This is a genomic window from Corallococcus silvisoli, from assembly GCF_009909145.1.
GTDB lineage: Bacteria > Myxococcota > Myxococcia > Myxococcales > Myxococcaceae > Corallococcus > Corallococcus silvisoli.
The window spans coordinates 93,167-114,148 of the sequence record NZ_JAAAPJ010000018.1 but is presented as its reverse complement, the minus strand read 5'-3'; the positions used below and the strand labels follow the sequence as shown (position 1 = coordinate 114,148).

Genomic DNA, 20,982 nt, shown 5'->3' with positions numbered 1-20,982 from the left:
GCGGCCTGCTCGGGGCACAAGGCCGGAGACGCCCCGGGCTGAACGCCCGTCCACCCCACGCCGAAGCCGCCGCCATGTCCGGTCACAACCGATGGTCGAAGATCAAGCGCCAGAAGGCCGCGATGGGCGCGACCAAGGGCAAGCTCTACTCGAAGCTCATCAAGGAGCTGACCGTCGCCGCGCGCCTGGGCGGAGGTGAGCCCTCCGGCAACGCCCGGCTGCGCGTGGCCATGGGCCTGGCGCGCGAGGCGAACATCCCCCGCGACACCATCGAGCGCGCCGTCAAGAAGGGCACGGGCGAACTCGCTGGCGAGTCCTACGAAGAAGTGACGTACGAGGGCTACGGACCCGGCGGCGTCGCGCTCATCATCGAGTGCCTCACGGACAACCGGAACCGCTCCGCCAGCGACGTGCGCAACCTGCTGGGCAACTCCGGAGGCAACCTGGGCTCCGAGGGCGCGGTGGGCTGGATGTTCCACCGAAAGGGCGTCATCACCGTCAAGCCCGGCCCCAGCGAGGACCAGGTGATGGAGCAGGCCCTGGATGCCGGCGCGGAGGATGTCGTGGACCAGGGGCCGGACGGCTTCGAGGTGCGCACCGCGCCCGCGGACCTGCACGCGGTGGGCGCGAAGCTGGAGGCCGCGGGCCTTTCCCTGGGCGAGCAGAAGTGGACCTTCGTGCCGCAGAACACCGTGAAGGTGGAGGGCGACAACGCGAAGCGCCTGTTGAAGCTGATGGACGCGCTCGATGAGAACGACGACGTGCAGCACGTGCACGCCAACTTCGAGATCGACGAATCCCTGATGGAGTCGCTGTCCGCGTGAGGCCCTTCCAGGGCGCGTGGGAAAGGAACGGGCGGGTGCGTGTGCTCGGCGTGGACCCCGGCAGCCGCTTCATGGGCTTCGGGGTGGTGGAGGAGAAGAAGGGCCGGCTCGTGCACCTGGGGCACGGCGTCATCAAGGTCGTGGAGTCCGCGCCCCTGGCGGAGCGCTTGAAGGACCTGCACGCCGCGCTCGGCGCCGCGCTCCAGCGCTACAAGCCGGAGGCCGTGGCGGTGGAGGGCCTGTTCACCTTCCGCAACGCCCGGAGCGCCCTGGTGCTGGGGCATGCGCGAGGCGTGGCGCTGCTCGCCGCGGCGCAGGCCGGCCTGCCGGTGCACGAATACGCCCCCGCGAGCGTGAAGAAGTCCGTGGGCGCCAGCGGCGCGGGCGGCAAGGACGCGGTGGCGCGCATGGTGCGCACGCTGCTGGGCGTGGATGAAGCCACGCTGGAGCGCGCGGATGCCAGCGACGCGCTCGCCGTCGCGCTGTGCCACCTGAACCAGTTCCGCGTGGGCATGCCCCGCGCGAGCGCGCCCGCGAAGGGCAAGCGCAAGGGCGCCGCGTCGGTGCTCGCGGATCGCCTGTCGTCCGCCTACAAGCGCCCGGAGGCCCGATGATCGCCCGGTTGCGTGGAAACGTGTTGGAGAAGGGCGCGGAGGACGCCGTCATCGACGTGCACGGCGTGGGCTACCGCGTGAACCTCTCCACGATTGCTCTGGGCAAGCTGCCCGCGGATGGCCAGCCCGTGGACATCCGCATCCGCACCGTGGTGCGCGAGGACGCCTTCGAGCTGTTCGGCTTCCTCAGCCCGCAGGAGGAGGACCTCTTCCAGTTGCTCAACAGCGTGTCTCGCATTGGCCCGCGCATGGCCCTGGGCGTGCTGTCTGGCATGGAGGTGGGGGAGCTCATCGCGGCGCTGTCACGCGGTGAGGTGGCCCGGCTCGCCAAGATTCACGGCGTGGGCAAGAAGACCGCTGAACGGCTCGTCCTGGAGCTCAAGGACAAGGTGAAGAACCTCCACGCGGAGGCCGTCGCGCGCGGCACCGCCGCCCCGGCGCCCGCTTCGTCCGGCACGAAGTCCGACCTCGTCTCCGCGCTGCTCAACCTGGGCTACAAGCCGCCCCAGGCGGAGAAGGCCGCGGACGTGGCCTCCGAGCGGCTGGGCCCGGATGCCTCCTTCCAGGTGCTCTTCCGCGAAGCCCTGAAGGTCCTGCGCTCCGGTTCGTAAGCCAGACAACACCCCCTCGATCCAGGGGGTGAGTCGCGGTGTCTCCGATAACAAGAAGTCCTCGGAATCGCGGCGCAAGGCTTATTCCCGTACGAATCCGCTGGCGTTGTCCGACCAACGAATTTGCCGTTGGTTCAAAGTCATACGTCGATCCACGGCGCTCACGGGCTGACACAGCTGTGCAATCGCAGCCGGTGGCGAGCTGGCTCATTCCGCTGAAAACATCAATTTGCAGTGCGGGTGCGGTGGTCCCATGGGGATCGCGCCGCCCTCAGGAGGCGTGTGTGATGGCGGCGTGGCGTGGTGTCGCGGTCCTCGTGCTGATGCTCTCCGGTGTCGTCGGGGTGGGGTGTGGCGCGGTCGACGGTGAGGGAGTGGAGGCGTGGGGCGGAGTGTCGGGGGCGGTGCGGGAGGCGGCGCTCACGGGAGGGGACCCCCAGCCCTGCGGTCGATCTCCGTGGCCCGTGGGCGACCTCCATCCTGGCGAGGAGGGCTCGAGCCCGGAGCCGATGGTGGTGGTGGGCGAGCAGGTCTTCTACGCGGCGGATGACGGCGTCTCGGGCCGGGAGCTGTGGGTGACGGATGCGGGGAGCATGGCGTCGGGGCGGGTGAAGGACCTGCGGCCCGGGGCGCAGGGCGGCACGCCGCGCTTCCTCACGCGGGTGGGAGGGCGGCTGTTCTTCGTCGCGGACGACGGCGTGCACGGGCCGGAGCTGTGGCTGTCGGATGGCACGGAGCAGGGGACGGTGCTGGTGGCGGACATCCGGCCGGGGGCGCAGGGCAGCGCGCCGGATGGGCTGACGGCGGTGGGCGGGCGGCTGTACTTCACCGCGGATGACGGCGTGCATGGCCGCGAGCTGTGGAGCTCCGACGGGACCCTCAGGGGCACGCAGCTCACGCAGGAGTTCGCGCCCGGGCCGGACTCGTTCGTCCTGGATGACCTGACGGAGTGGGACGGACGGCTGGCGCTGGTGGCGTACGGCGCGGACTCGGTGACGCTGTGGGTGACGGAGGGGGACACCGGCACCGCGCGCGTGTTCTACCGGGGCCCGGCGCAGACGGTGCTCTTCTCCCTGACGCCGGCGGGGCGCGACCGCCTCTACTTCCTCGTGGACCAGGGCCGGGGGGAGGCGGACCTCTGGGTGACGTGGGGCCTGCCCCTGCTCACCCTCCCGCTGCTCCACTTCCCGGGGGACTACCCGGTGGCGCTCACGCCGCTGGGCGACACCGTGTACTTCATGGCCGGCGCGGAGGGCTTCTTCGGCGAGCCCGGGGACCTGCTCCACGGCGGGGAGCTGTGGAAGAGCGACGGCACGCTGGTGGGCACCCGCCTGGTGAAGGATGTGCGGCCGGGGCCGCTGGGCTCGCTGCCGTCGGGACTGACCGCGATGGACGGGCAGCTGTACTTCGCGGCGGATGACGGCGTGCACGGCCGCGAGCTGTGGCGCTCCGACGGCACGGCGCAGGGCACGGTGCTGGTGCAGGACCTGGAGCCGGGCCCCGAGGGCAGCGCCCCCACGGCCCTCGCGGTGGAGGACGGGTGGCTCTTCTTCTCCGCGACGACGGCGGGGCGGGGCCGCGAGGCCTGGTTCTCCAATGGCGCCATGGACCGCGCGGAGCCGATGCGCGACATCGCGCCCGCCGGACTGAGCGCCGACCCCCGCGGCTTCGTGCGCGCGGGCGGCTACGTCTTCTTCGTCGCCACCGACCCGGAGCGGGGCGAGGAGCCCTGGGCGCTGCCCTTCCTCCCCGCGGCCCGCTGCTCGCGGCAGTAGGCGCGCGCGCCCGGCTTCAGGCCGCGCGCCGCAGCGCGGGCGTGGGGTGCAGTCCGCCCGTGTTCGGCGCGGGCAGCACCACGGTGGGGCCCAGGCCGGGGGCCAGCAGGTGCGCGGTGAGCAGCGAGGACGGGTGGAAGTTCACGAACGACGCGTCGCGCGCGGAGGGGCCGGCGAAGAGCTTCTCCACCACCATGGACGCGTACTGCTCCAGCGAGTCCTCGCGCGTGTTGCCGTTGAGCACCACCTCCCAGCCCATCTGCTCCGCGAAGCGGCGCACGCCGGGGATGCGCGACAGCAGCGGCGTGTAGCTCTCCGTGCTCACGCCGTTCTCGCTCACCACGAAGACCTCGTTGGCGGTGGCCACCGCCAGGGACATGTTGCCCTGGGTGTGCCCGGGCGTGCTGAGCAGCGCCGCGCCCTGGCCCAGCCACGCGTCCCCGTCCAGCAGCACCACGCGGTCCTCGGGAATCTCCGTGCCCCCGGGCACGAACCACACCTGCTGCATGGGGTGCAGGTGCTTCACCAGGGTCCACTCGGCGCGCTGCACCAGGAGCTTCGCGCGCGGGAAGACGGGCGGGGCGCCCGCGCCGCCCAGCCAGCCTCGCAGGTCCTGGATGTGCAGGTGGTCGAAGGCCAGGTAGTCCACGTCCGACGTGGTCAGCCCCAACTGCTCCAGGTGTCCCTGCACCGTGCCGTGGCGGGTGGACATCACCTTGTCGGAGAGGAACGCGCCGTAGCGCTCGCGCAGCGCGCGGTAGAAGGGGGCCGCGTAGCCCCGCTCGTAGTCGGTGGGGTTGAAGAGCAGCGTGCGCCGCAGGCCCGTGCCGGCCTCCGCGAACTGCACCACCTGCATGCGGTTCGTCATCATCACGTACGGCGCCGGGGACAGCGCCGCCCCGCTGAAGGCGAACAGCGTGGGGTAGGGGAACGTGATGAGGTCGCACGTGGCCACCGCCGCCACCGGCCCGTCGCGCACGAAGGCCTCGCGGGCCTCCAGCGCGGCGCGGCGAAGCTTCTGCAGGCGGGCCCCGGGTGAGCGCTCGGCGCGGGCCTCCGTCAAGAGGGGCAGGGGACGGAACGGGGAGGAAGAGGAAATCATGGACGCGACTCCCTTCGAGCAGGGCAGCGGGCCCCCTGGTTGGCCGGTCGGCGTGCCGCTCCGAGTCTAGCGCCGCCAGAAGGGCAGCGACACGCGCCCCCTTCGCTGTATAGGGTCGGAATGGCGATGGCGAGGAAGTCTGACGACACCCTCTCGGGAGATGTTCAGCCGGAAGACATCCGGTTGGAGGCCTCCCTGCGCCCGCGCACCTTCGACGAGTACGTGGGACAGGGCGCGGTCGTCGAGAAGCTCAAGGTCTACGTGGCCGCGGCGAAGAGCCGGGGCGAGGCGCTGGACCACTGCCTGTTCTCCGGGCCCCCCGGCCTGGGCAAGACGTCGCTCGCGCACCTCATCGCGAACGAGCTGGGCGTGGGCATCCACGTCACCAGCGGCCCCGCGCTGGAGCGCAAGGGCGACCTGGCGGGCCTGCTCACCAACCTCAACGAGCGGGACATCCTCTTCATCGACGAAATCCACCGCCTCAACGCCGCCGTGGAGGAATACCTCTACCCGGCGATGGAGGACTTCCGGCTGGACATCACCATCGACACCGGGCCCGCGGCCCGCGCGATGAAGATCGACCTGCCGCCCTTCACGCTGGTGGGCGCCACCACGCGCACGGGCCTGCTCACGTCGCCGCTGCGCGACCGCTTCCAGATTCAAGAGCGGCTGGAGTACTACGAGCCGAAGTTCCTGGAGCAGATCCTCGACCGCTCCGCGCGCATCCTCGGCGTGCCCCTGGACCGCGCCGCCAGCCGTGAAATCTCCACCCGCTCGCGTGGCACGCCCCGCATCGCCAACCGCCTCCTGCGCCGCCTTCGCGACTTCGCCCAGGTGGAGGGCAACGGCCGCATCACCTACGAGCTGGCGCACGACTCGCTGAGCCGCCTGGGCGTGGACGCCAGCGGCCTGGACGCGATGGACCGGAAGATCCTCCTGACCATCGTGGAGAAGTTCGGCGGCGGCCCGGTGGGCGTGGAGACCATCGCCGCGAGCGTGGGCGAACAGCGCGACACGCTCGAGGACGTCTACGAGCCCTTCCTCATGCAGGAGGGCTTCCTCATGCGCACGCCCCGGGGCCGCACCGCCACGCTGCGCACCTACCAGTACTTCAAGAAGACACCGCCCCCCAGCTCACCCCAGGGGACCCTCTTCTAGCCCCCGCCCTCCGCCATGAGCCAAGCCCCCGCGCCCGCCGTGCCCACGGTCCTCTCCAGTCCCCGCGACTTCTACGGTGACCTGATGCGCGCCTCGCAGGCCACGCGCGCGGGCTTCCTCGCGGAGCGCGAGCGCTGGCTCCGGGGCGTCCCGGTGGAGGGCCGCGAGGAGCTGCTCTTCGAGTTCGAGATGTGGCTGCGCGCCGTGGAGCGCTACCTGAACCTCCACAACGCCGTGGTGGACGCCCGCGCGCGGCCGCTCGTCACCCGCGACTTCCACGAGGAGCTGGTGGACGTGCGCGACGCCATGGAGCGCGCCGTGCGCGTCGCCCGGCACCTGCAGGACCCGGACAGCGACCCGAAGATGGTCTTCCGCAAGTACGTGGAGACCCAGCTCGCGGACGACCGCGTGCGCCGGCTGCTGATTGAAGAGGAGCTGGACCAGGAGACCCCCCCGGAGAGCCTCTTCGTCGTGCGCGAGGCGTTCGACGCGCTCAAGAACCTGCTCGACAACCTCCTCCAGCTGCCGCTCATCGGCCTGTCGCTGTTCCAGGACGTGGGCAAGCTGACGCTCCGGGAGATCGTCCTCAACCGCTACTTCCGCCCGTTCCGCCCGCTGGAGTTCCGCGTCGAATACGACCGGCTTCGCTCCGTGCGGCTGCTGGACGTGCTGGGCGCGCTGCCCCACGACACGCGGCCCCTCTTCACCACCGCCTTCCTGGGCCTCTTCCGCGTGCTGCACTACCTGTCGCACGTGGACCCGGAGATGCAGCCGCCCGCGCCCCGCCGCGTGCGCGTCCTCCTGTCGCTGGTGCGAGGTGAGGTCTCCGCCGTCGCCAGCTACCTGCACACGGAGCTGTCCCCCAAGGCCGGCACGAAGCCGCTCCAGGCCGCCACGCTGCGCGCCGCGCGCGACCTGGCCCGCGAGACGGACCGCATCGCCCGCGAGGTGATGGTGGACCTGGACCGCGACCCCGCCGCCCCGCTGCGCGCCGCGGAGGCCTTCACCACGCTGCTGCGCCAGCAGATCGTCGCGCTGGTGGACGCCCTGGCCCCCAACGGCGCCCTGGGGGAAGAGGCCTTCGCCCACCTCACCAGCGCCCAGGACGCCGCGCTGCGTCTGCGCAAGGACCTGTGGGTCTACGCCCAGCTGTGCCGCGCCGCCGAGGGCCACCTGCGCGCCGACGACGTCACCGCCGCGGAGCGCGTGCTGGACGCCCTCAAGTCGTTCCTCGACTACTTCCACGACGGCGGCTACCAGCTGCTGCGCTACGCGGACTACGACGCCTTCGACCGCTTCACCTCGCTGCTGGTGGAGCTGCCCTGGCCGCCGGAGGGCCCCGGCATCCGCAGCCGCCTGGCGGAGGACCTCCGGCGCTTCTCGCAGACGCTGGAGACCACCTTCCACGCCGTCAGCCGCCGCTCCCTCCTCCAGGGCCGCGGGTTTGATCGCCCGGACGCCGAAGCCCTTCGCGACCGCTTCCTGCCGCCCGCGGCCCGCTGACCCCCCAGGGGCGGCGCGATTCCCGTCAAGCCCTGGACTCCCCGCGAAGCCCGTGAGTGCGTTTGCTTCCAGGCACTCGCCTGCGATAGAGACGCGCCGCTGTCGCGTGGGTGACACGCACTCCCGGTTGGCGTGAGACCTTCCGGGAGCGCCGGGGTTTGAAGGATGAATTCCGGACATCGCTGTCACGGTGGGCGGAGCGGTGCTGGGTTTCCCAAGAGGGGTGTCCGTGCCCCGGTCCGCGCGGTCCTGTCTCTGGACCCTGGGATCACCAGCAGTTCCAAGGGGTTGGGTCGGATGGGGCGGTCTCGCGAGGCAGTTCTTGTGTCACGGGCTGGTGGCATGTTGATTGCTGCGATGTGCAACGCGTCAGACCGCCGCGGAACGGTCTGCCGGGTCCGTACCCTGCGTGCGTCAGTTCGAAGCAGTTCCTAGAGGCGACACCGACATGCTCCAGTTCACCGACTTCCAGCGCACCCTCTCCCAGCCGGCCATCTGCCGGGGCGTGGGGCTCCACTCCGGGGCTCCCGTGACGCTGACCCTGAAGCCCGCGCCCGCGGGGCACGGCATCGTCTTCGTGCGCACGGACCTGGAGCGGCCGGTGAGCATCCCCGCGCTGGCGGAGTACGTGGTGGACACGTCGCTGGCCACCACCCTGGGCCGCGACGGCGTGAAGGTCGGCACGGTGGAGCACCTGATGTCGGCCCTGGCGGGCATGGGCATCGACAACGTGCGCGCGGAGCTGGACGGGCCGGAAGTGCCCATCATGGACGGCAGCGCCCAGCCCTTCACCCACGCCATCATGGAGGCCGGGTCGCGTGAGCTGGACGCGCCGCGCGAGTACCTGGTCATCAAGAAGAGCGTGGCGGTGACGGACGGCGACAAGCAGGCCTCGCTCACCCCGGCCCGCCGCTTCCGCATCAGCTGCACCATCGACTTCGAGCACCCGGTCATCCAGGGCCAGTCCTTCGACGTGGACGTGAACGACCGCGGCTTCTCGCGGGAGATCTCCCGCGCGCGCACCTTCGGCTTCCTTCGCGACGTGGAGAAGCTGAAGACGCTGGGCCTGGCGCGCGGGGGGTCGCTGGAGAACGCCGTCGTCGTGGACGAGGCCGCCATCCTCAATCCGGACGGCCTGCGCTTCCCGGACGAGTTCGTCCGCCACAAGATCCTCGACGCCATCGGTGACGTGTCCCTGTTTGGCCGGCCCGTCATCGGGCACATGACGGCGTTCAAGACGGGCCACGCGCTCAATCACAAGCTGGTGCGCAAGGTGCTGGCGGACCCGTCCTGCTTCGACATCGTCGTCGCGAGCCGCCGGGTGGTGGAAGGCCGCGAGCCGGGTCGCCCGAGCCTCGCGGGTGCGTTGGAGCTGGAGCCCCTGGTCGCCTGAGCGACCGGTTGGCAATTGCTTGCCAGCCCCGGGGACCTCTATTAAGTCGGCGGCCTATGTCCATGCGCTCTACTCGCATCGCTCTGGCCGCTCTCCTCGCGGCATCCCTCACCGCCGGCTGCAACAAGGAGAAGGCACCGGCCAATGCCCAGGCGCCCGCGGCACAGGCCCAGGCCGGCAATGCCGCGGAGCCCGCACCGGACACGGTGGTGGCGACCTTCGGCAACGGTCAGAAGGTGACGTTTGGTGAGCTCAACGAGCGCATCAAGGAGCCGCTGGCGAACCTGGACAAGCAGAAGTACCAGCTGCGCAAGCGCGGCCTGGAGGGGCTCGTCACCGAGCGCCTGGTGAAGGAAGAGGCGGCGAAGCGCAACATCACCGAAGACCAGCTGCTCAAGGCGGAGATCGACGACAAGATCCCCGCGCCTCCGGAAGAGAAGATCAAGGAGGTCTTCGAGGGCGCCAAGGGCCAGCTGCCCCCGGGCGCGACCTACGAGCAGATGAAGCCGCAGATCGTGGACTTCCTCTCCGGCCAGCAGAAGCAGGACGTGGCCCAGAAGTTCTTCGAGTCCCTGCGCCAGAACGCGAACGTGAAGTACGAGCTGCCGGAGCCCCCGCGCGGCCCGGTGGAGCGCAAGCAGGTCGCCGCCACCGGCCCGGCCAAGGGCCCGGAGAACGCGCCGGTCACCATCGTGGAGTTCAGCGACTTCCAGTGCCCGTTCTGCAGCCGCGCCATCGGCACGGTGGACGAGGTGACGAAGACCTACGGCGACAAGGTGCGCCTGGTGTTCCGCCAGTTCCCCCTGGACTTCCACAAGCAGGCGCAGAAGGCCGCCGAGGCCTCGCTGTGCGCCAACGACCAGGGCAAGTTCTGGGACATGCACGACAAGCTCTTCGCCAACCAGTCGGCGCTGGGCGTGGATGACCTGAAGAAGTACGCGGGCGAGCTGAAGCTGGACACCGCCAAGTTCAACGCCTGCCTCGACTCCGGCGAGAAGGCCGCGACGGTGAAGGCGGACCAGGCGGACGGCTCCAAGGTGGGCGTCAACGGCACGCCGGCGTTCTTCATCAACGGCATCATGCTGTCGGGCGCGCAGCCCTTCAGCGAGTTCCAGAGCGTCATCGATGCGGAGCTGAAGGGCGCGAAGTAGCTTCCAGCGCGCATCGAGGGAGGGATGCGGTGGCGTCCAAACCCAGGGCCACGCCCCGCGTGAGCGGTGAGGCGGCTTCGCTCGAATTGGAGCGGCCGCTCGCCGCCGTCGTTTCTCCCACCCGGCCCCTTTCGGCGCACTTCCTCGCGCCGGAGGGGCTGGTGCTCCTCCCGGAGTCCCACGGCGCGTCCGGCTTCTTCGCCGGCAGCCTGGGGACGCTCTCGGTCGAGGAGGTGTTCGCCCAGATTCTCTCGGGCATCCGCACCGGCCAGCTCGTCGTGCAGCACGGCGCCGTGCGCCGCACGGTGGCCTTCCGCGACGGCCAGGTGGTGTTCGCCACCTCCAGCGAGCGGTGGGAGCGGCTGGGCGCGGTGATGGTGCGGCTGGGGCTCATCACGGAAGGGCGCCTCACCCAGGCGCTCGCGCAGGTGACGCCCGCGCGCCGCATTGGCCAGGTGCTCACGTCGCAGGGCATCGTCACCGAGGCCAGCCTCTACAGCGCGATGACGTTCGTGGTGCGCGAGGTGGTGCTCAACCTCTTCGAGATGGTGGAGGGCAGCTTCCTCTTCCTGGAGGCCAAGGCCCCGGCGGTGGACGCGGTGAAGCTGCCGGAGCGCACGCGCGACCTGGTGCTCACCGGCATCAAGCGCGCGGAGGAGACGGGCCGGCTGCGCCGCCGCTTCCCGGACGACATGCACGTGACGCCCGGCCTCCAGGGCGCGCTGCCTGGCGAGGAGGCCCTGTTCGCGAAGCTGGGCGGGGGCACGTCGCTGGGGACGCTGCGGGCCGCGTACGCGGGCAGCCAGTACGCCTTCTACAGCGGCGTGGAGGAGGCGGTGCGCGGCGGCCACCTGTCCGTCCGGGCCGCGGAGGTGGTGCCCACTCCGGGCCCCGCGGTGGAGGGCATGGCCTGGGAGCTGCTGTCCGCGGAGGAGCGCTACAACCTCCTCCTGTCGCTGGTGCACCGCGCGCTGCGCGAGGCGGGCCGCGACGTGGACCTGTTGCGTGGCTTCGTGGATGCGCCGCCCCCGGGCCTGGAGAACGCCTACCAGGGCGTCACGGTGGGGCCGGACGGGCGCGTGGACGTGGCCCGCCTGCGCGCCAACGTGTCCACCAGCGGCGGCGAGGCGGTGGGCCGCGCCATGGCGTTGGAGGCGCTGGACGCGTTCGTGTCCTACGCCCTGTTCTCCGCGCGCAACGTGCTGCCGGCGGACGTGGCGGAGCGCCTGGCCAACACCTACCGCACCCTCCAGGGGGGACTGTCGTAGCGCGCCGCCGCGGGAGTTTCCGCCGTCGGACACCGCCCCCGGAGCCCCCCCATGTGCCCCTGGCGGCCCCTGGCCCGGGTGGCCACGTTCGTCGCCACGGTTGGTGGCTGGCGGGGGACGAGCGACATGGGCGCGATGCGGATGTTGGGGTGGGGAGTGCTTCTGCTGAGCACGGCGTGCGGCGCGTCCCGGACCGCGGTGACGAAGGGGGAGCCCGGCACGGGCGGCTCCGGCTCCGGCCATGACGATTCAGCCGTCGCGTCCACCACGCGGCGCTACGTGGACGAGGACCTGGGGTTTGAAATCGTCCGGCCCACGGCGGAGTGGTCGCTGGACGAGACGAACGAGCGCACCCCGGAGGGGCTCGCGATTCCCGTCGTCCTGCGCCACCGCGTGACGGGGGCCCAGGTCGTGCTGCAGGTGGCGCCCGGCGTGGCGACGCCCACCCAGTTCGCGGAGCGGCTGACGCAGGGGCTGCGCCAGCAGCCGGGCTTCACCACCACGGATCCCCAGCCCATCGCGCTGTCGGACAGCGCGGTGGGGTTCGACTTCCAGGTGGGGGAGGGCGTGCGCGGCAAGGTGGCCGTGCGCGAGGGCAACTCCGGCCGCGTCCTGATGATGCTGGCCACCTGGCCCACGGAGGCCTCCGCCGACATCACGGCGAGCGTGGACGCCCTGATGGCGGGCGTCCGTCCGCTGCCCGAGCCGAGCGTGGCCGTGCGAGCCACGCCCGGTGCGCCGGAGCCCGAACCCGGCGATCCGCGTTAGCGGCGGAGCGGGGCTCCGGGCCCGGAGCCCCTGAGCACTACCCGCGGGCCGCCTTGCCCTTGGCGCGCTTCGCGGCCTTCGCGGGGGCCGGCGGGGTGGGCTCCGGCTGCGCGGCGATGCGCGCGGCCTGCTGGCGCACCAGCTCCACCAACGTGCGCGCGCCGACGCCGGTGCCGCCCTTGTTGAGGTAGCCGCGCTCCTTGGGGCTGTTGGACGGCCCCGCGATGTCCAGGTGTACCCAAGGCGTGTCGCCGACGAACTCCTTGAGGAAGAGCGCCGCGTTGATGGCGCCGCCCCAGCGCTCGCCGGAGTTCTTCATGTCCGCCACTTCCGAGCGCAGCGCGTCCTTCTGCAGGTCGCTGACCGGCAGGCGCCACATCTCCTCGCCCGCGGTGCGCGCGGCCGTCAGCACGCTGTTCACCGCGTCATCGTCGTCGCCGAAGGCGCCCACGATGTAGTTGCCCAGCGCCACCATGCACGCGCCCGTGAGCGTCGCCAGGTCGATGATGGCGGACGGCTCGTGCTCGCCGGCCCAGGTGAGCATGTCGCCCAGCACGAGGCGGCCTTCCGCGTCCGTGTTGGTGATCTCCACCGTCTTGCCCGAGCGCGCGGTGAGGATGTCGCCCGGCTTGTACGCCGTGCCGGACGGCATGTTCTCGCACGCGCCAATGAAGGCATGCACCGGGAAGGGCGGCTTCACGACGGAGCCAATCACCTTCATGGCGGCCAGCACGGCGGCGGACCCCGCCATGTCCGTCTTCATCTCCACCATGCCCTCGGTGGGCTTGAGCGACAGGCCGCCCGAGTCGAACGTGATGGCCTTGCCCACCAGCGCCAGCGGCGCGCGCTTCGCGTCCTTCGCGTTCTTCGGCGTGTAGACCAGGTGGATGAGCCGGGGCTCCTGCACGCTGCCGGCGGTGACGCCCAGGAACATGCCCATGTTCAGGCGCTCGATCTCCTTGCGCCCGCCGATCTCCGCCTGGAGCCCGCCCTCCTTGGCGGCCTGCTGCGCGGCCTGCGCGAGCCGCGTGGGCGTCACGACGTTGGGGGGCTCGTTGACCAGGTCACGCGCCCAGTTGACGGCCTCCGCCAGCTTCACGCCCAGCGCCAGCGCGTCCTCGAGCGCGCGCGACTTCTCCGTGCCCGCGGGCAGCGACAGCGTGGCGCGGGTGAGCTTCGGGGCGCCCTTGTCCTCGCGCGCGGCGGACTTGTACTTGTCGAAGCGGTAGACGCCCAGCTCCAGGCCCTCCACCACCGCGCGCACGGCGCCCTCCGCGTTGTCCGTGGCGGGCACGCGGAAGCCGATGGCGGTGGACTTCAGCCGCTGCGCCGTCTTCGCCGCGCGGCCCGCGGCGAGCCGCAGCACCTCCGGCTGGAAGCGCGCGCGGTTGCCCAGGCCCAGCAGCAGGACGCGGTCGGAGCCCAGGCGCCCCAGGGTGTGCATCAGGAAGGATTGGTCCACCTTTCCCTTGAAGCCCTCCTGGGTGGCGGCGGCGCGCAGCTTGCCATCCAGGGCCGAGTCCGCGGCGGCCAGCGGCGCGGGGGCGGAATCACCCAGCTCGCCCTCGAAGAGGGGGATGACGAGCAGCTCACCGCTCACCGGCGCGGCTTCACCGGAGACGAGACTGAATTGCATGGCGACTTGGACTCCTGGACGCAAAGAGGGGGGAAGGCGATGATCCGAGGGGCGCGACTGTAGACGCGGGGCGTGTTGCTCGCAAAGCGCTGGTTGCCACTCCGGCATTGCAATGCCCCGGCGCGCTGGATAGCTGTGCACTCCCAATGCCCACCCTGCTGCTCCATCTGACGGCCATCGAACGGTTGGCGGCCCGCCCGGACGGGCTCCCCGCCGACTGGGTGCGCGCGTTGTCCGAGGACCTGCCGTACGCACGCTTCGGCGCGGCGCTGCCGGACCTGCCGCTGTGCGCGGGCGTGCGCGGGGGGCTGGGCCTGATGCTCCCAGAGGCCGGCTGGCCCCCCTTCGCGCGGCTGTACCACGAGCGCGCGCCGGTGGGCCTGGGCCTGAAGATGGCGGAGCTCGTCGCGTCAGGGGCCCTGGTGGGCACCGAGGCGGGCCTGGCCATCCTCGCGGGCTACTTCATGCACCTGAGCCTGGACCGGCGGCTCCACCCCCTGGTGGACCAGCTGGTCATCCGCCACCGCCGCAAGGGCGAGCGGGCCTGGGATGCGCGCCGCCAGGTGGAGTGGGCCCAGTCGCTCTTCTTCCTGCGTGAACAGGATGGCACGGACGGTGTTGGCACCGCCCGCATGCGCGAGCACTTCCAGGTGGTGAAGAGCGAGGGCATCCCGCTGCGCGGCATTGGCCGGGGCATCTACGAGCTGGTGCGGCTGGCGTCGCAGGAGCGCGTGGGGCAGGCGCCCACCAAGGCGGAGGTGGATGGCTGGGTGCGCGGTCTCTATGTCTCCGGCCTCTTCCTCGCGAGCCCGCTGGGGCGCGTGCGCGCACTGCCGGCGTACTCGCAGCTCTCCTTCCAGGAGCTGTACCGCAATGATCACTTCGACTTCACGGCGGAGGTGGACGCCGCGCTGGAGGTGACGCGCGGGCTGCTCAAGAGGCTGCACGGCTACATGGCGCGCGGCACCTATACGCCGCGTACGCGCGCGCGCTTCCTGGAGGAGTTTCCAGAGGGCACGCTGGGCGCCACCGCCTCGCAGTGAACGTGCAATCACGGCCCGAGTCCGAGGCCGTGTCCGGGTGCCGGGCATCCGGCCAGTCAAGCCCGCTGCCCTCCGGGGCGTAGCGCTATCCGAAGCGCGGAGTGCCTCCTATCCTCGATAGGGAATGACGGTATTCCTCCTCATGGCGGCGGGTGTGTTGGCGGGTGGGCTGGGGGCGCTCCTGGGCATCGGGGGCGGCATCGTCCTGGTGCCGGTCCTGGTGTTGGGATTCGGAATCCCCCTGGAGCAGGCCGTGCCCGCGAGCTTGATGTGCGTGGTGGCCAACTCCTGCGCCGCCGCCGCCAGCTACGTGGAGAACAAGCTCAGCGACTTACGGCTGGGGCTGACACTCGAGCTCGCCACGGTGATGGGGGCCATCGTGGGAGGGCTGGTCGCGGCCTTCGTCGCGGAGGCGATGGTGGCGGTGGTCTTCGGCCTCTTCACCCTCTTCGTCGCGCTGCAGATGATGCTCTTGCGCAAGCCCGTCCAGGAGCCGGCGACGGCGGCCAACTACCTGCCGCGCAACTACCCGCTGGGCATCTCCGGCTCCTTCGTGGCGGGCGGCCTGTCCGCGCTGCTGGGGGTGGGCGGGGGACCGCTGAAGGTGCCGCTGATGACCTACGGGATGCGCGTGCCCTTCAAGGTCGCCAGCGCCACCAGCAACCTGATGGTGGGCGTCACCGGCGCCGCGAGCGTGGCGGCCTACGCGTGGCGCGGCCAGCTGAACCTGGGGCTCGTGGCCCCGTTGGTGGTGGGTGTGCTGGGCGGCGCGTCCGTGGGCAGCCGGCTGATGCTGAAGCTGCCCACCGCGGTGCTGAAGAAGCTCTTCGCCGTCGTGCTGCTCGCGGTGGCCGGACAGATGTTGTGGAAGGGAGGGGAGGGGTTGTGGCCGAGTCTATGGAAATGAGTGAAACGGAGCCTGAGCTACGCGGTATCCCCCCGTCGATGAGGGTGCCGGACGCAGGGCCGCCACCGCGCGGCGCCCAGGCGACGTCGGTGGCGCTGGGAGGCGCGCTCCATCGAGAGCTCCAGCAAGAGCCCATCACCCAACCGGAGACGCACACCCGCGTCCGGCGGGGGGAGGGGCGGCTCGCCGCCGGTGAGCGGTGGATCGCGCGCATGCTGCGCACCGGGGCGGTCATCAGCGGCGGGCTGTTCATCGCGTCGCTCGTGCTGGAGCTGCTGCCGCGCGACGAGTCCGTGCACGTGGCCATCGACCTGCTGCGCAAGGCAGCGGCGTCCATGCTCCTGGTGACGCCGGTGGCGCGGCTGGCGATGGCGGGAACGCTGCTGGGCTTGCGCGGCGAGTGGCGCTACGCCGCCATCGCCGCGGGCGTCATCAGTCTGCTGGCGATCGCGGTGGGCGCGGGCTTCCAGGCCTGACGTTGGAGGCGCACGCACCGGACCGCGCGCGGGCTACATGCCGCGCGCGGTGAAGTGCGCGAGCACGTTCTTCACCTTCGCCACCTCGTCGTGCTGCTGGAGGTCCTCGTACATCGGCAGCACCGCCTCGAACTGCTCGCGGGCCGCTGGGAAGTCCTGGAGGTAGTAGCAGGACAGCCCCAGGTCCCACCGGGCGCGGGCCTCGTAGACGTGGTCGTGCAGCTCGCCGTACACGTCCACCGCGCGCAGCAGGTGCGGCCGGGCGTTGTCGTGGTGGCCCAGCAGCCCTTCGGATTCGCCCAGCAGGAGGTGGCCCAGCGCGAGCGCCTCCGGGTCCTCCCCCTGCTCCAGGAGCGGCACCGCTTCCAGGAAGCGCTTCCGCGCGGGCTCGTACTCGCCCTTGGCCATGCGCAGGTCGCCAATGTCCAGGAGCAGCCGCGCCATCCGCTCCGTGTTGCGCGTCTGGCGGAAGAGGATGAGCGCCTCCTGGTACTTCTCCTCGGCGGCGTCCGCCTGGCCCAGGGCGCGCAGGGACTCGCCGATGCAGGCGCGGGTGAGGGCCTCGCCCTCGCGGTCGCGCGACTCGTTGAAGAGCAGGGCGGCGGTGGCCATCTGCTCGATGGCGCCCTTGTGGTCCTCGAAGTGGGCCTTCACCACGCCCAGGCCGAAGAGGGCCTGCGCCTGGCCGGGCTTGTTGCCCGCGGTCTTGAAGAAGCCCAGGGCCTCCTCGTAGTGCTCACGGCTCTGCGCGTGGTCTTCCAACATCCCGTGCAGCTCCGCGAGCGCCACCAGCCCCTGGCCCACCTCCGTGGGGGCGCCGGTGATGCGCAGGGTGGCGAGCGCGTTCTTCTGCTTCTGGATGGCGTCGGTGATGTGGGCGCGTTCGGTGTCGGACGGGTGCATGTCAGTTCTCGTGAACCTTGCGGCGGCGGGCGCCCCTGTCCAGCGAATCGTGCTTCTCGCCGCCTTCAGCCCCGTTTCCAGCCGGCTCGTGGTGCCCGTTGCGCTCGCCCTTCTCCTTCTCGTGGACCAGCAGCGGGGAGAAGAAGCAGTCCTTCTTCGTGTATTCGTCGAACGCGAACGCGAAGCGGTAGCTGGCGGCCGCGCGCTGGTTGCAGTCCGTGCGCTCGCAGAAGCGGCAGGAGATGCCGCTGGGGATGGCGTCCTTGCGCAGGTCGTTGGTGGGCAGGCCGTACGCCAGGTACTTCGCGTTCTCCGCGTGCGTGCCCAGGCCGATGGAGTACGCCGTGCCCTTCACGATGGAGCCCTCGATGGGCTGCAGCTGCACCTTGGCGAAGCAGAAGTACGTCGTGCCATCCGGCATGATGGAGTACTGCCGGGTGATCTGCGACGGGTTGAGGAACGCCAGGTGCACCGCCCACTTCGCGCATGAGCCGCCGCCCGACGCGAAGCGGATGCCGGTGCCGCTGTAGCGCTTGGAGATGTTCCCCGCGATGTCCGCGCGCAGGAAGTGGAACGGCAGCCCCTGGCGCTTGGGGTCGGACAGGTTGCAGATGCGGTGGGCCACCGTCTCGTAGGTGGTGCCGAAGACGTTGGAGAGCAGCTCCACGTCGTAGCGCGTGCGCTGCACCTCCTTGAAGAACTCGCCGTAGGGCAGCATCAGCGCGCCGGCGAAGTAGTTCGCCAGGTTCACCTTGATGAGCCGCTCCGTCTCACCGTGCCGCATGCGCCCGGCGCCCAGGATGCGCTCCACCAGCTTCTCGCGGTCCATCACCATCAGGCCAATGGAGGCCGCCACCTGGAACTTCAGGGGCTGCTCGGTGAGGTCCGGCGACAGCGTGAGCGTGCGCGCGTCCAGGTCCAGCCGGCGCACCACGGATGAGCCGCTGGCGGCGCGCTCGATCTGCACCCGGAAGTCGAAGCGCTCCTCCAGCATCCGGATGAGCTGGCTGCTGGTGAGCTGCTGCTCCAGGCGGAAGTCGCGGCGCAGCCCTTCCGCCTGCTCCTCCAGCTCCGGGAAGTAGTTGCGGTGCTTCTCCAGGAAGTCGCTGACCTCGTCGAAGGGCGAGTAGTCGAAGCGCACGCCCGGCGTGTTGCCCACCCCGGAGGGCGAGCCCTGCGTGCGCGTGCGCTCCTCCACGTTGAGCTGCGCGAGCACGTTCTCCAGCTGCGTGCGCGTGTTCTTGTAGAGGTTGAAGAGCGCCGCGACGGTGCCCGCCAGCTTCGGTTCGGCGGACAGCGACTGGAGCGACTCCGAGTCGATGTCCAGGCTCTTGAGCAGCGGTTCGTCCAACAGCTTCGCCAGGGCCTCGTCCACGCGGCCCTCACCCAGCGTGGACATGAACTGTTCAGGGTCCTGCTCGAAGTAGCGCAGCGCCTTCCAGAGCAGCGGGAAGGGCATCACGCGCTTGCCCTTCTCGATGAGGTTCAGGTACGCGGGCGACACGCCCAGGTCCTTGGCGGCGTCCGCCTGCTTGATGTTCCGCTGCAAACGCAGGCCTCGAAGCTTCAGCCCCACGTTCGCGTTCAGAGCGTTGTCGTTGTTCATGGCTCCAACCCCCGGCGGGCCCCGTCAGGCGACGTGTTCCGACACCGGGTCTCTGGATCCACTCTGCAAATCGATTTACCGATTTGCAATCAACGTTTTCGATCCACCGCAGCGCTGTCCCGCAGGCGACGCGCGAAGGGTTGACTGCCCCCACCCTGGACTCAGGTTCACGTAATTACATGTAATCACAGCGCTTTCAGCCGGCCCCGGTGTGCGGCGGGCGCGCCGGGAGGCCGCGCTGTCAACCCTTGACCAACGCGGTGCGGCAGGACTGGGGAAAAGTCAGTAAACGGGCGCCAGATTTTTTACAACGCGCTACCGAGCCCCCGGGGCCCGTTGGAAGACGAGGGCGACGTTGGTGCCGCCGAAGCCGAAGGAGTTGCTCATCACGGCGTTCACGCGCGTCTCGCGGGCGGTGTTGGGCACGCAGTCGAGCGGGATGCGCGGGTCCTGGTGGTCCAGGTTGATGGTGGGGGGCAGGACGCCCCGGGTGAGGGCGAGGATGCTGATGACGGCCTCCGCGGCCCCGGCCGCGCCGTTCATGTGGCCCGTCATGGACTTGGTGGAGGAGATGGCCAGCGTCTTCGCCGCGTCGCCGAAGACGCGGGCGACGCCCTCCATCTCCAGCAGGTCGCCGATGTCCGTCGAGGTGCCGTGCGCGTTGAGGTAGCCGATGTCGGCGGGGGCGAGGCGCGCGTCCTTCAGGGCCGCCCTCATCGCGCGCTGGGCGCCCTCGTGTTCGGGCGCGGGGGCGGTGACATGGTGGGCGTCGGAGCTGGCGCCGTAGCCCGTCAGCTCCGCGAGGATGCGGGCCCCCCGGGCGCGGGCGAATTCGTACTCCTCCAGGACGAGGATGCCCGCCCCTTCCGCGAGCACGAAGCCGTCGCGGTCCCGGTCGAACGGGCGGCTGGCGGCCTGGGGGGCGTCATTGCGGGTGGACAGCGCCTTCATCGCGGCGAAGCCGCCCACGCCCAGCAGGGAGATGGGCGCCTCCGCGCCGCCGGCCACCGCCACGTCGAACTCGCCGCGCTGGATGCCGCGCAGGGCCTCGCCGATGGCGTGGGCGCTGGTGGAGCACGCGGAGTTGGTGGACCAGGACGGGCCCTTGAGGCCGTGGCGCATGGAGACGTAGCCGGGCGCCATGTTGATGATCATTTGGAGGATGAAGAAGGGGCTGATGCGGTCCGGGCCCTTCTCCAGCGCCTTCTTGTACGTCTCCTCCAGGCTGGAGATGCCGCCAATGCCGGAGCCGATGATGGCCGCCACGCGCTCGGCGTTCTCCGGGGTGATGACGAGCCCCGCGTCCGCGATGGCCATGTCCGCCGCCACCACCGCGAATTGCGCGAAGCGATCCATGCGCCGCGCCTCGCGCCGCTCGATGTACGCCTCCGGGTCGAAGTCCTTCACCTCGCCCGCGAAGCGGCAGTCCAGCGGGCTGGCGTCGAAGAGGGTGATGGGCCCCACGCCGCTCCGGCCGTTCACCAGCGACTCCCAGCTCTTCTCCACGCCGGTGCCACACGGGCTGATGAGCCCCATTCCCGTCACCACGACGCGTCGCTGCCCCATGGAAGCCTCCTTGACCCCGGTCATTGAACGGGATGGTATTATGACCATCCTTCCATCCATTCAAGCCTGAGACTCACGGACGGAGCAGGCGTCCGGGCATTCAAGCGGCGGATGGAATGATGTGGGTCATTCAACCGGAAGAGGAGCCCCCTGATGAGCGAGCAGCCCGTGAACCCGCGCACGCGGACGGTGACGTGGAAGGACCCCCGGGAGGGCGCCGCGGCGGCGAAGACGCTGTCCGGGTTGGAGTACCTGCGCGCCATCCAGCGCGGCGAGCTGCCGGGGCCGCCCATCGCGGAGCTGATGGGCTTCGCGCCGGTGGAGGTGGAGGAGGGGCGGGTGGTGTTCTCGGTGAAGCCCGGGGAGTACCACTACAACCCCATCGGCATGGTGCACGGCGGGCTGGCGGCCACGCTGATGGACTCCGCCATGGGGTGCGCCATCCACTCGCTGCTGCCGGTGGGCGCGGGCTACACGACGCTGGAGCTCCACGTGAACTACGTGAAGGGCATCGCGCATGACACCGGGCCGCTGCTCTGCAAGGGGGAGGTCATCCACCTGGGGGGGCGCGTGGCGACGGCGCAGGGACGGCTGGTGGACGAGAAGGGGACGCTCTACGCGCACGGCACCACGACGTGCATGGTGTTCCGGCCGCCGGCTCCGGGCGGCAAGGAGTAG

General features: G+C 70.7%; 19 protein-coding genes. 14 read left to right on the top strand and 5 right to left on the bottom strand.

Annotated features, from left to right (window positions below; translation table 11 throughout):
- Positions 1-74 precede the first annotated feature (74 nt).
- The 4 genes from GTY96_RS30155 to GTY96_RS30140 all read left to right on the top strand — a co-directional run bounded on the left by GTY96_RS30155 (position 75) and on the right by GTY96_RS30140 (position 3,824).
- Positions 75-824, top strand: coding sequence for a YebC/PmpR family DNA-binding transcriptional regulator (locus tag GTY96_RS30155; protein ID WP_143907280.1), 750 nt, complete (start codon positions 75-77; stop codon positions 822-824).
- Positions 825-859: 35 nt separating this feature from the next.
- Complete coding sequence (gene ruvC / locus GTY96_RS30150; protein WP_143907278.1) at positions 860-1,438, top strand: crossover junction endodeoxyribonuclease RuvC; 579 nt, start codon at positions 860-862, stop codon at positions 1,436-1,438.
- Positions 1,435-2,049, top strand: coding sequence for a Holliday junction branch migration protein RuvA (ruvA, locus tag GTY96_RS30145; RefSeq protein ID WP_161666532.1), 615 nt, complete (start codon positions 1,435-1,437; stop codon positions 2,047-2,049). The genes ruvC and ruvA overlap by 4 nt, the downstream gene beginning before the upstream one ends.
- A 287-nt stretch (positions 2,050-2,336) precedes the next feature.
- The gene (locus GTY96_RS30140) at positions 2,337-3,824 is read left to right on the top strand and encodes an ELWxxDGT repeat protein (protein ID WP_161666531.1); all 1,488 of its coding nucleotides are present in this window, start codon (positions 2,337-2,339) and stop codon (positions 3,822-3,824) included.
- A 16-nt stretch (positions 3,825-3,840) separates the two neighbouring features.
- On the opposite strand, the gene GTY96_RS30135 is transcribed toward GTY96_RS30140, so the two are convergent.
- Entirely contained in the window at positions 3,841-4,926 is a 1,086-nt protein-coding gene (locus GTY96_RS30135; RefSeq protein ID WP_161666530.1) for an MBL fold metallo-hydrolase, read from the bottom strand.
- Positions 4,927-5,046: 120 nt separating this feature from the next.
- Here GTY96_RS30135 and ruvB point away from each other — a divergent pair, with 120 nt between their 5' ends.
- The 6 genes from ruvB to GTY96_RS30105 all read left to right on the top strand — a co-directional run bounded on the left by ruvB (position 5,047) and on the right by GTY96_RS30105 (position 12,167).
- A complete protein-coding gene (gene ruvB / locus GTY96_RS30130) occupies positions 5,047-6,084 on the top strand; it encodes a Holliday junction branch migration DNA helicase RuvB (protein WP_143907270.1) in 1,038 nt (345 codons plus the stop codon).
- Positions 6,085-6,099: 15 nt separating this feature from the next.
- A complete protein-coding gene (locus tag GTY96_RS30125; RefSeq protein WP_161666529.1) occupies positions 6,100-7,587 on the top strand; it encodes a hypothetical protein in 1,488 nt (495 codons plus the stop codon).
- 448 nt (positions 7,588-8,035) lie between these two features.
- Positions 8,036-8,980, top strand: a complete 945-nt coding sequence (gene lpxC, locus GTY96_RS30120; protein ID WP_143907267.1) for a UDP-3-O-acyl-N-acetylglucosamine deacetylase — start codon at positions 8,036-8,038, stop codon at positions 8,978-8,980.
- A gap of 56 nt (positions 8,981-9,036) precedes the next feature.
- Positions 9,037-10,131 carry a thioredoxin domain-containing protein gene (locus GTY96_RS30115; protein WP_143907265.1) on the top strand — a complete coding sequence of 365 codons (1,095 nt, stop codon included), beginning with the start codon at positions 9,037-9,039 and terminating at the stop codon, positions 10,129-10,131.
- A gap of 29 nt (positions 10,132-10,160) precedes the next feature.
- Positions 10,161-11,399, top strand: a complete 1,239-nt coding sequence (locus GTY96_RS30110; protein ID WP_143907263.1) for a DUF4388 domain-containing protein — start codon at positions 10,161-10,163, stop codon at positions 11,397-11,399.
- A gap of 126 nt (positions 11,400-11,525) precedes the next feature.
- Complete coding sequence (locus GTY96_RS30105) at positions 11,526-12,167, top strand: hypothetical protein (protein ID WP_143907457.1); 642 nt, start codon at positions 11,526-11,528, stop codon at positions 12,165-12,167.
- A gap of 37 nt (positions 12,168-12,204) precedes the next feature.
- Here GTY96_RS30105 and GTY96_RS30100 read toward each other — a convergent pair whose 3' ends face one another.
- Positions 12,205-13,803, bottom strand: a complete 1,599-nt coding sequence (locus GTY96_RS30100; RefSeq protein ID WP_161666528.1) for a leucyl aminopeptidase — start codon at positions 13,801-13,803, stop codon at positions 12,205-12,207.
- 146 nt (positions 13,804-13,949) lie between these two features.
- On the opposite strand from GTY96_RS30100, the gene GTY96_RS30095 reads away from it, so the two are divergent.
- From GTY96_RS30095 to GTY96_RS30085, 3 genes are all read left to right on the top strand, one after another.
- Entirely contained in the window at positions 13,950-14,846 is an 897-nt protein-coding gene (locus tag GTY96_RS30095; RefSeq protein WP_143907259.1) for a hypothetical protein, read from the top strand.
- A 124-nt stretch (positions 14,847-14,970) separates the two neighbouring features.
- Complete coding sequence (locus GTY96_RS30090; RefSeq protein ID WP_143907257.1) at positions 14,971-15,753, top strand: sulfite exporter TauE/SafE family protein; 783 nt, start codon at positions 14,971-14,973, stop codon at positions 15,751-15,753.
- A gap of 38 nt (positions 15,754-15,791) precedes the next feature.
- Positions 15,792-16,229 (top strand): hypothetical protein, encoded by a 438-nt coding sequence (locus GTY96_RS30085; RefSeq protein ID WP_143907255.1) that lies wholly within the window; start codon positions 15,792-15,794, stop codon positions 16,227-16,229.
- 33 nt (positions 16,230-16,262) lie between these two features.
- On the opposite strand, the gene GTY96_RS30080 is transcribed toward GTY96_RS30085, so the two are convergent.
- The 3 genes from GTY96_RS30080 to fabF all read right to left on the bottom strand — a co-directional run bounded on the left by GTY96_RS30080 (position 16,263) and on the right by fabF (position 20,304).
- Entirely contained in the window at positions 16,263-17,132 is an 870-nt protein-coding gene (locus GTY96_RS30080) for a tetratricopeptide repeat protein (protein WP_161666527.1), read from the bottom strand.
- 1 nt (position 17,133) lies between these two features.
- A complete protein-coding gene (locus tag GTY96_RS30075) occupies positions 17,134-18,738 on the bottom strand; it encodes a helix-turn-helix domain-containing protein (protein WP_143907251.1) in 1,605 nt (534 codons plus the stop codon).
- A gap of 315 nt (positions 18,739-19,053) precedes the next feature.
- The gene (gene fabF, locus GTY96_RS30070) at positions 19,054-20,304 is read right to left on the bottom strand and encodes a beta-ketoacyl-ACP synthase II (RefSeq protein ID WP_143907249.1); all 1,251 of its coding nucleotides are present in this window, start codon (positions 20,302-20,304) and stop codon (positions 19,054-19,056) included.
- Between the two features lie 153 nt (positions 20,305-20,457).
- On the opposite strand from fabF, the gene GTY96_RS30065 reads away from it, so the two are divergent.
- On the top strand, positions 20,458-20,982 hold the full coding sequence (locus tag GTY96_RS30065; RefSeq protein WP_143907247.1) for a PaaI family thioesterase: 525 nt from the start codon (positions 20,458-20,460) through the stop codon (positions 20,980-20,982).

Coding starts and splice junctions, on each gene's coding strand:
- lpxC (WP_143907267.1), top strand. CDS start 8,036: ATGCTCCAGTTCACCGACTTCCAGCGCACCCTCTCCCAGCCGGCCATC.
- GTY96_RS30100 (WP_161666528.1), bottom strand. CDS start 13,803: ATGCAATTCAGTCTCGTCTCCGGTGAAGCCGCGCCGGTGAGCGGTGAG.
- GTY96_RS30095 (WP_143907259.1), top strand. CDS start 13,950: ATGCCCACCCTGCTGCTCCATCTGACGGCCATCGAACGGTTGGCGGCC.
- ruvA (WP_161666532.1), top strand. CDS start 1,435: ATGATCGCCCGGTTGCGTGGAAACGTGTTGGAGAAGGGCGCGGAGGAC.
- GTY96_RS30105 (WP_143907457.1), top strand. CDS start 11,526: ATGGGCGCGATGCGGATGTTGGGGTGGGGAGTGCTTCTGCTGAGCACG.
- GTY96_RS30090 (WP_143907257.1), top strand. CDS start 14,971: ATGACGGTATTCCTCCTCATGGCGGCGGGTGTGTTGGCGGGTGGGCTG.
- GTY96_RS30080 (WP_161666527.1), bottom strand. CDS start 17,132: ATGCACCCGTCCGACACCGAACGCGCCCACATCACCGACGCCATCCAG.
- GTY96_RS30135 (WP_161666530.1), bottom strand. CDS start 4,926: ATGATTTCCTCTTCCTCCCCGTTCCGTCCCCTGCCCCTCTTGACGGAG.
- GTY96_RS30125 (WP_161666529.1), top strand. CDS start 6,100: ATGAGCCAAGCCCCCGCGCCCGCCGTGCCCACGGTCCTCTCCAGTCCC.
- GTY96_RS30075 (WP_143907251.1), bottom strand. CDS start 18,738: ATGAACAACGACAACGCTCTGAACGCGAACGTGGGGCTGAAGCTTCGA.
- GTY96_RS30085 (WP_143907255.1), top strand. CDS start 15,792: ATGAGGGTGCCGGACGCAGGGCCGCCACCGCGCGGCGCCCAGGCGACG.
- fabF (WP_143907249.1), bottom strand. CDS start 20,304: ATGGGGCAGCGACGCGTCGTGGTGACGGGAATGGGGCTCATCAGCCCG.
- GTY96_RS30140 (WP_161666531.1), top strand. CDS start 2,337: ATGGCGGCGTGGCGTGGTGTCGCGGTCCTCGTGCTGATGCTCTCCGGT.
- GTY96_RS30065 (WP_143907247.1), top strand. CDS start 20,458: ATGAGCGAGCAGCCCGTGAACCCGCGCACGCGGACGGTGACGTGGAAG.
- ruvB (WP_143907270.1), top strand. CDS start 5,047: ATGGCGATGGCGAGGAAGTCTGACGACACCCTCTCGGGAGATGTTCAG.
- GTY96_RS30115 (WP_143907265.1), top strand. CDS start 9,037: ATGTCCATGCGCTCTACTCGCATCGCTCTGGCCGCTCTCCTCGCGGCA.
- GTY96_RS30155 (WP_143907280.1), top strand. CDS start 75: ATGTCCGGTCACAACCGATGGTCGAAGATCAAGCGCCAGAAGGCCGCG.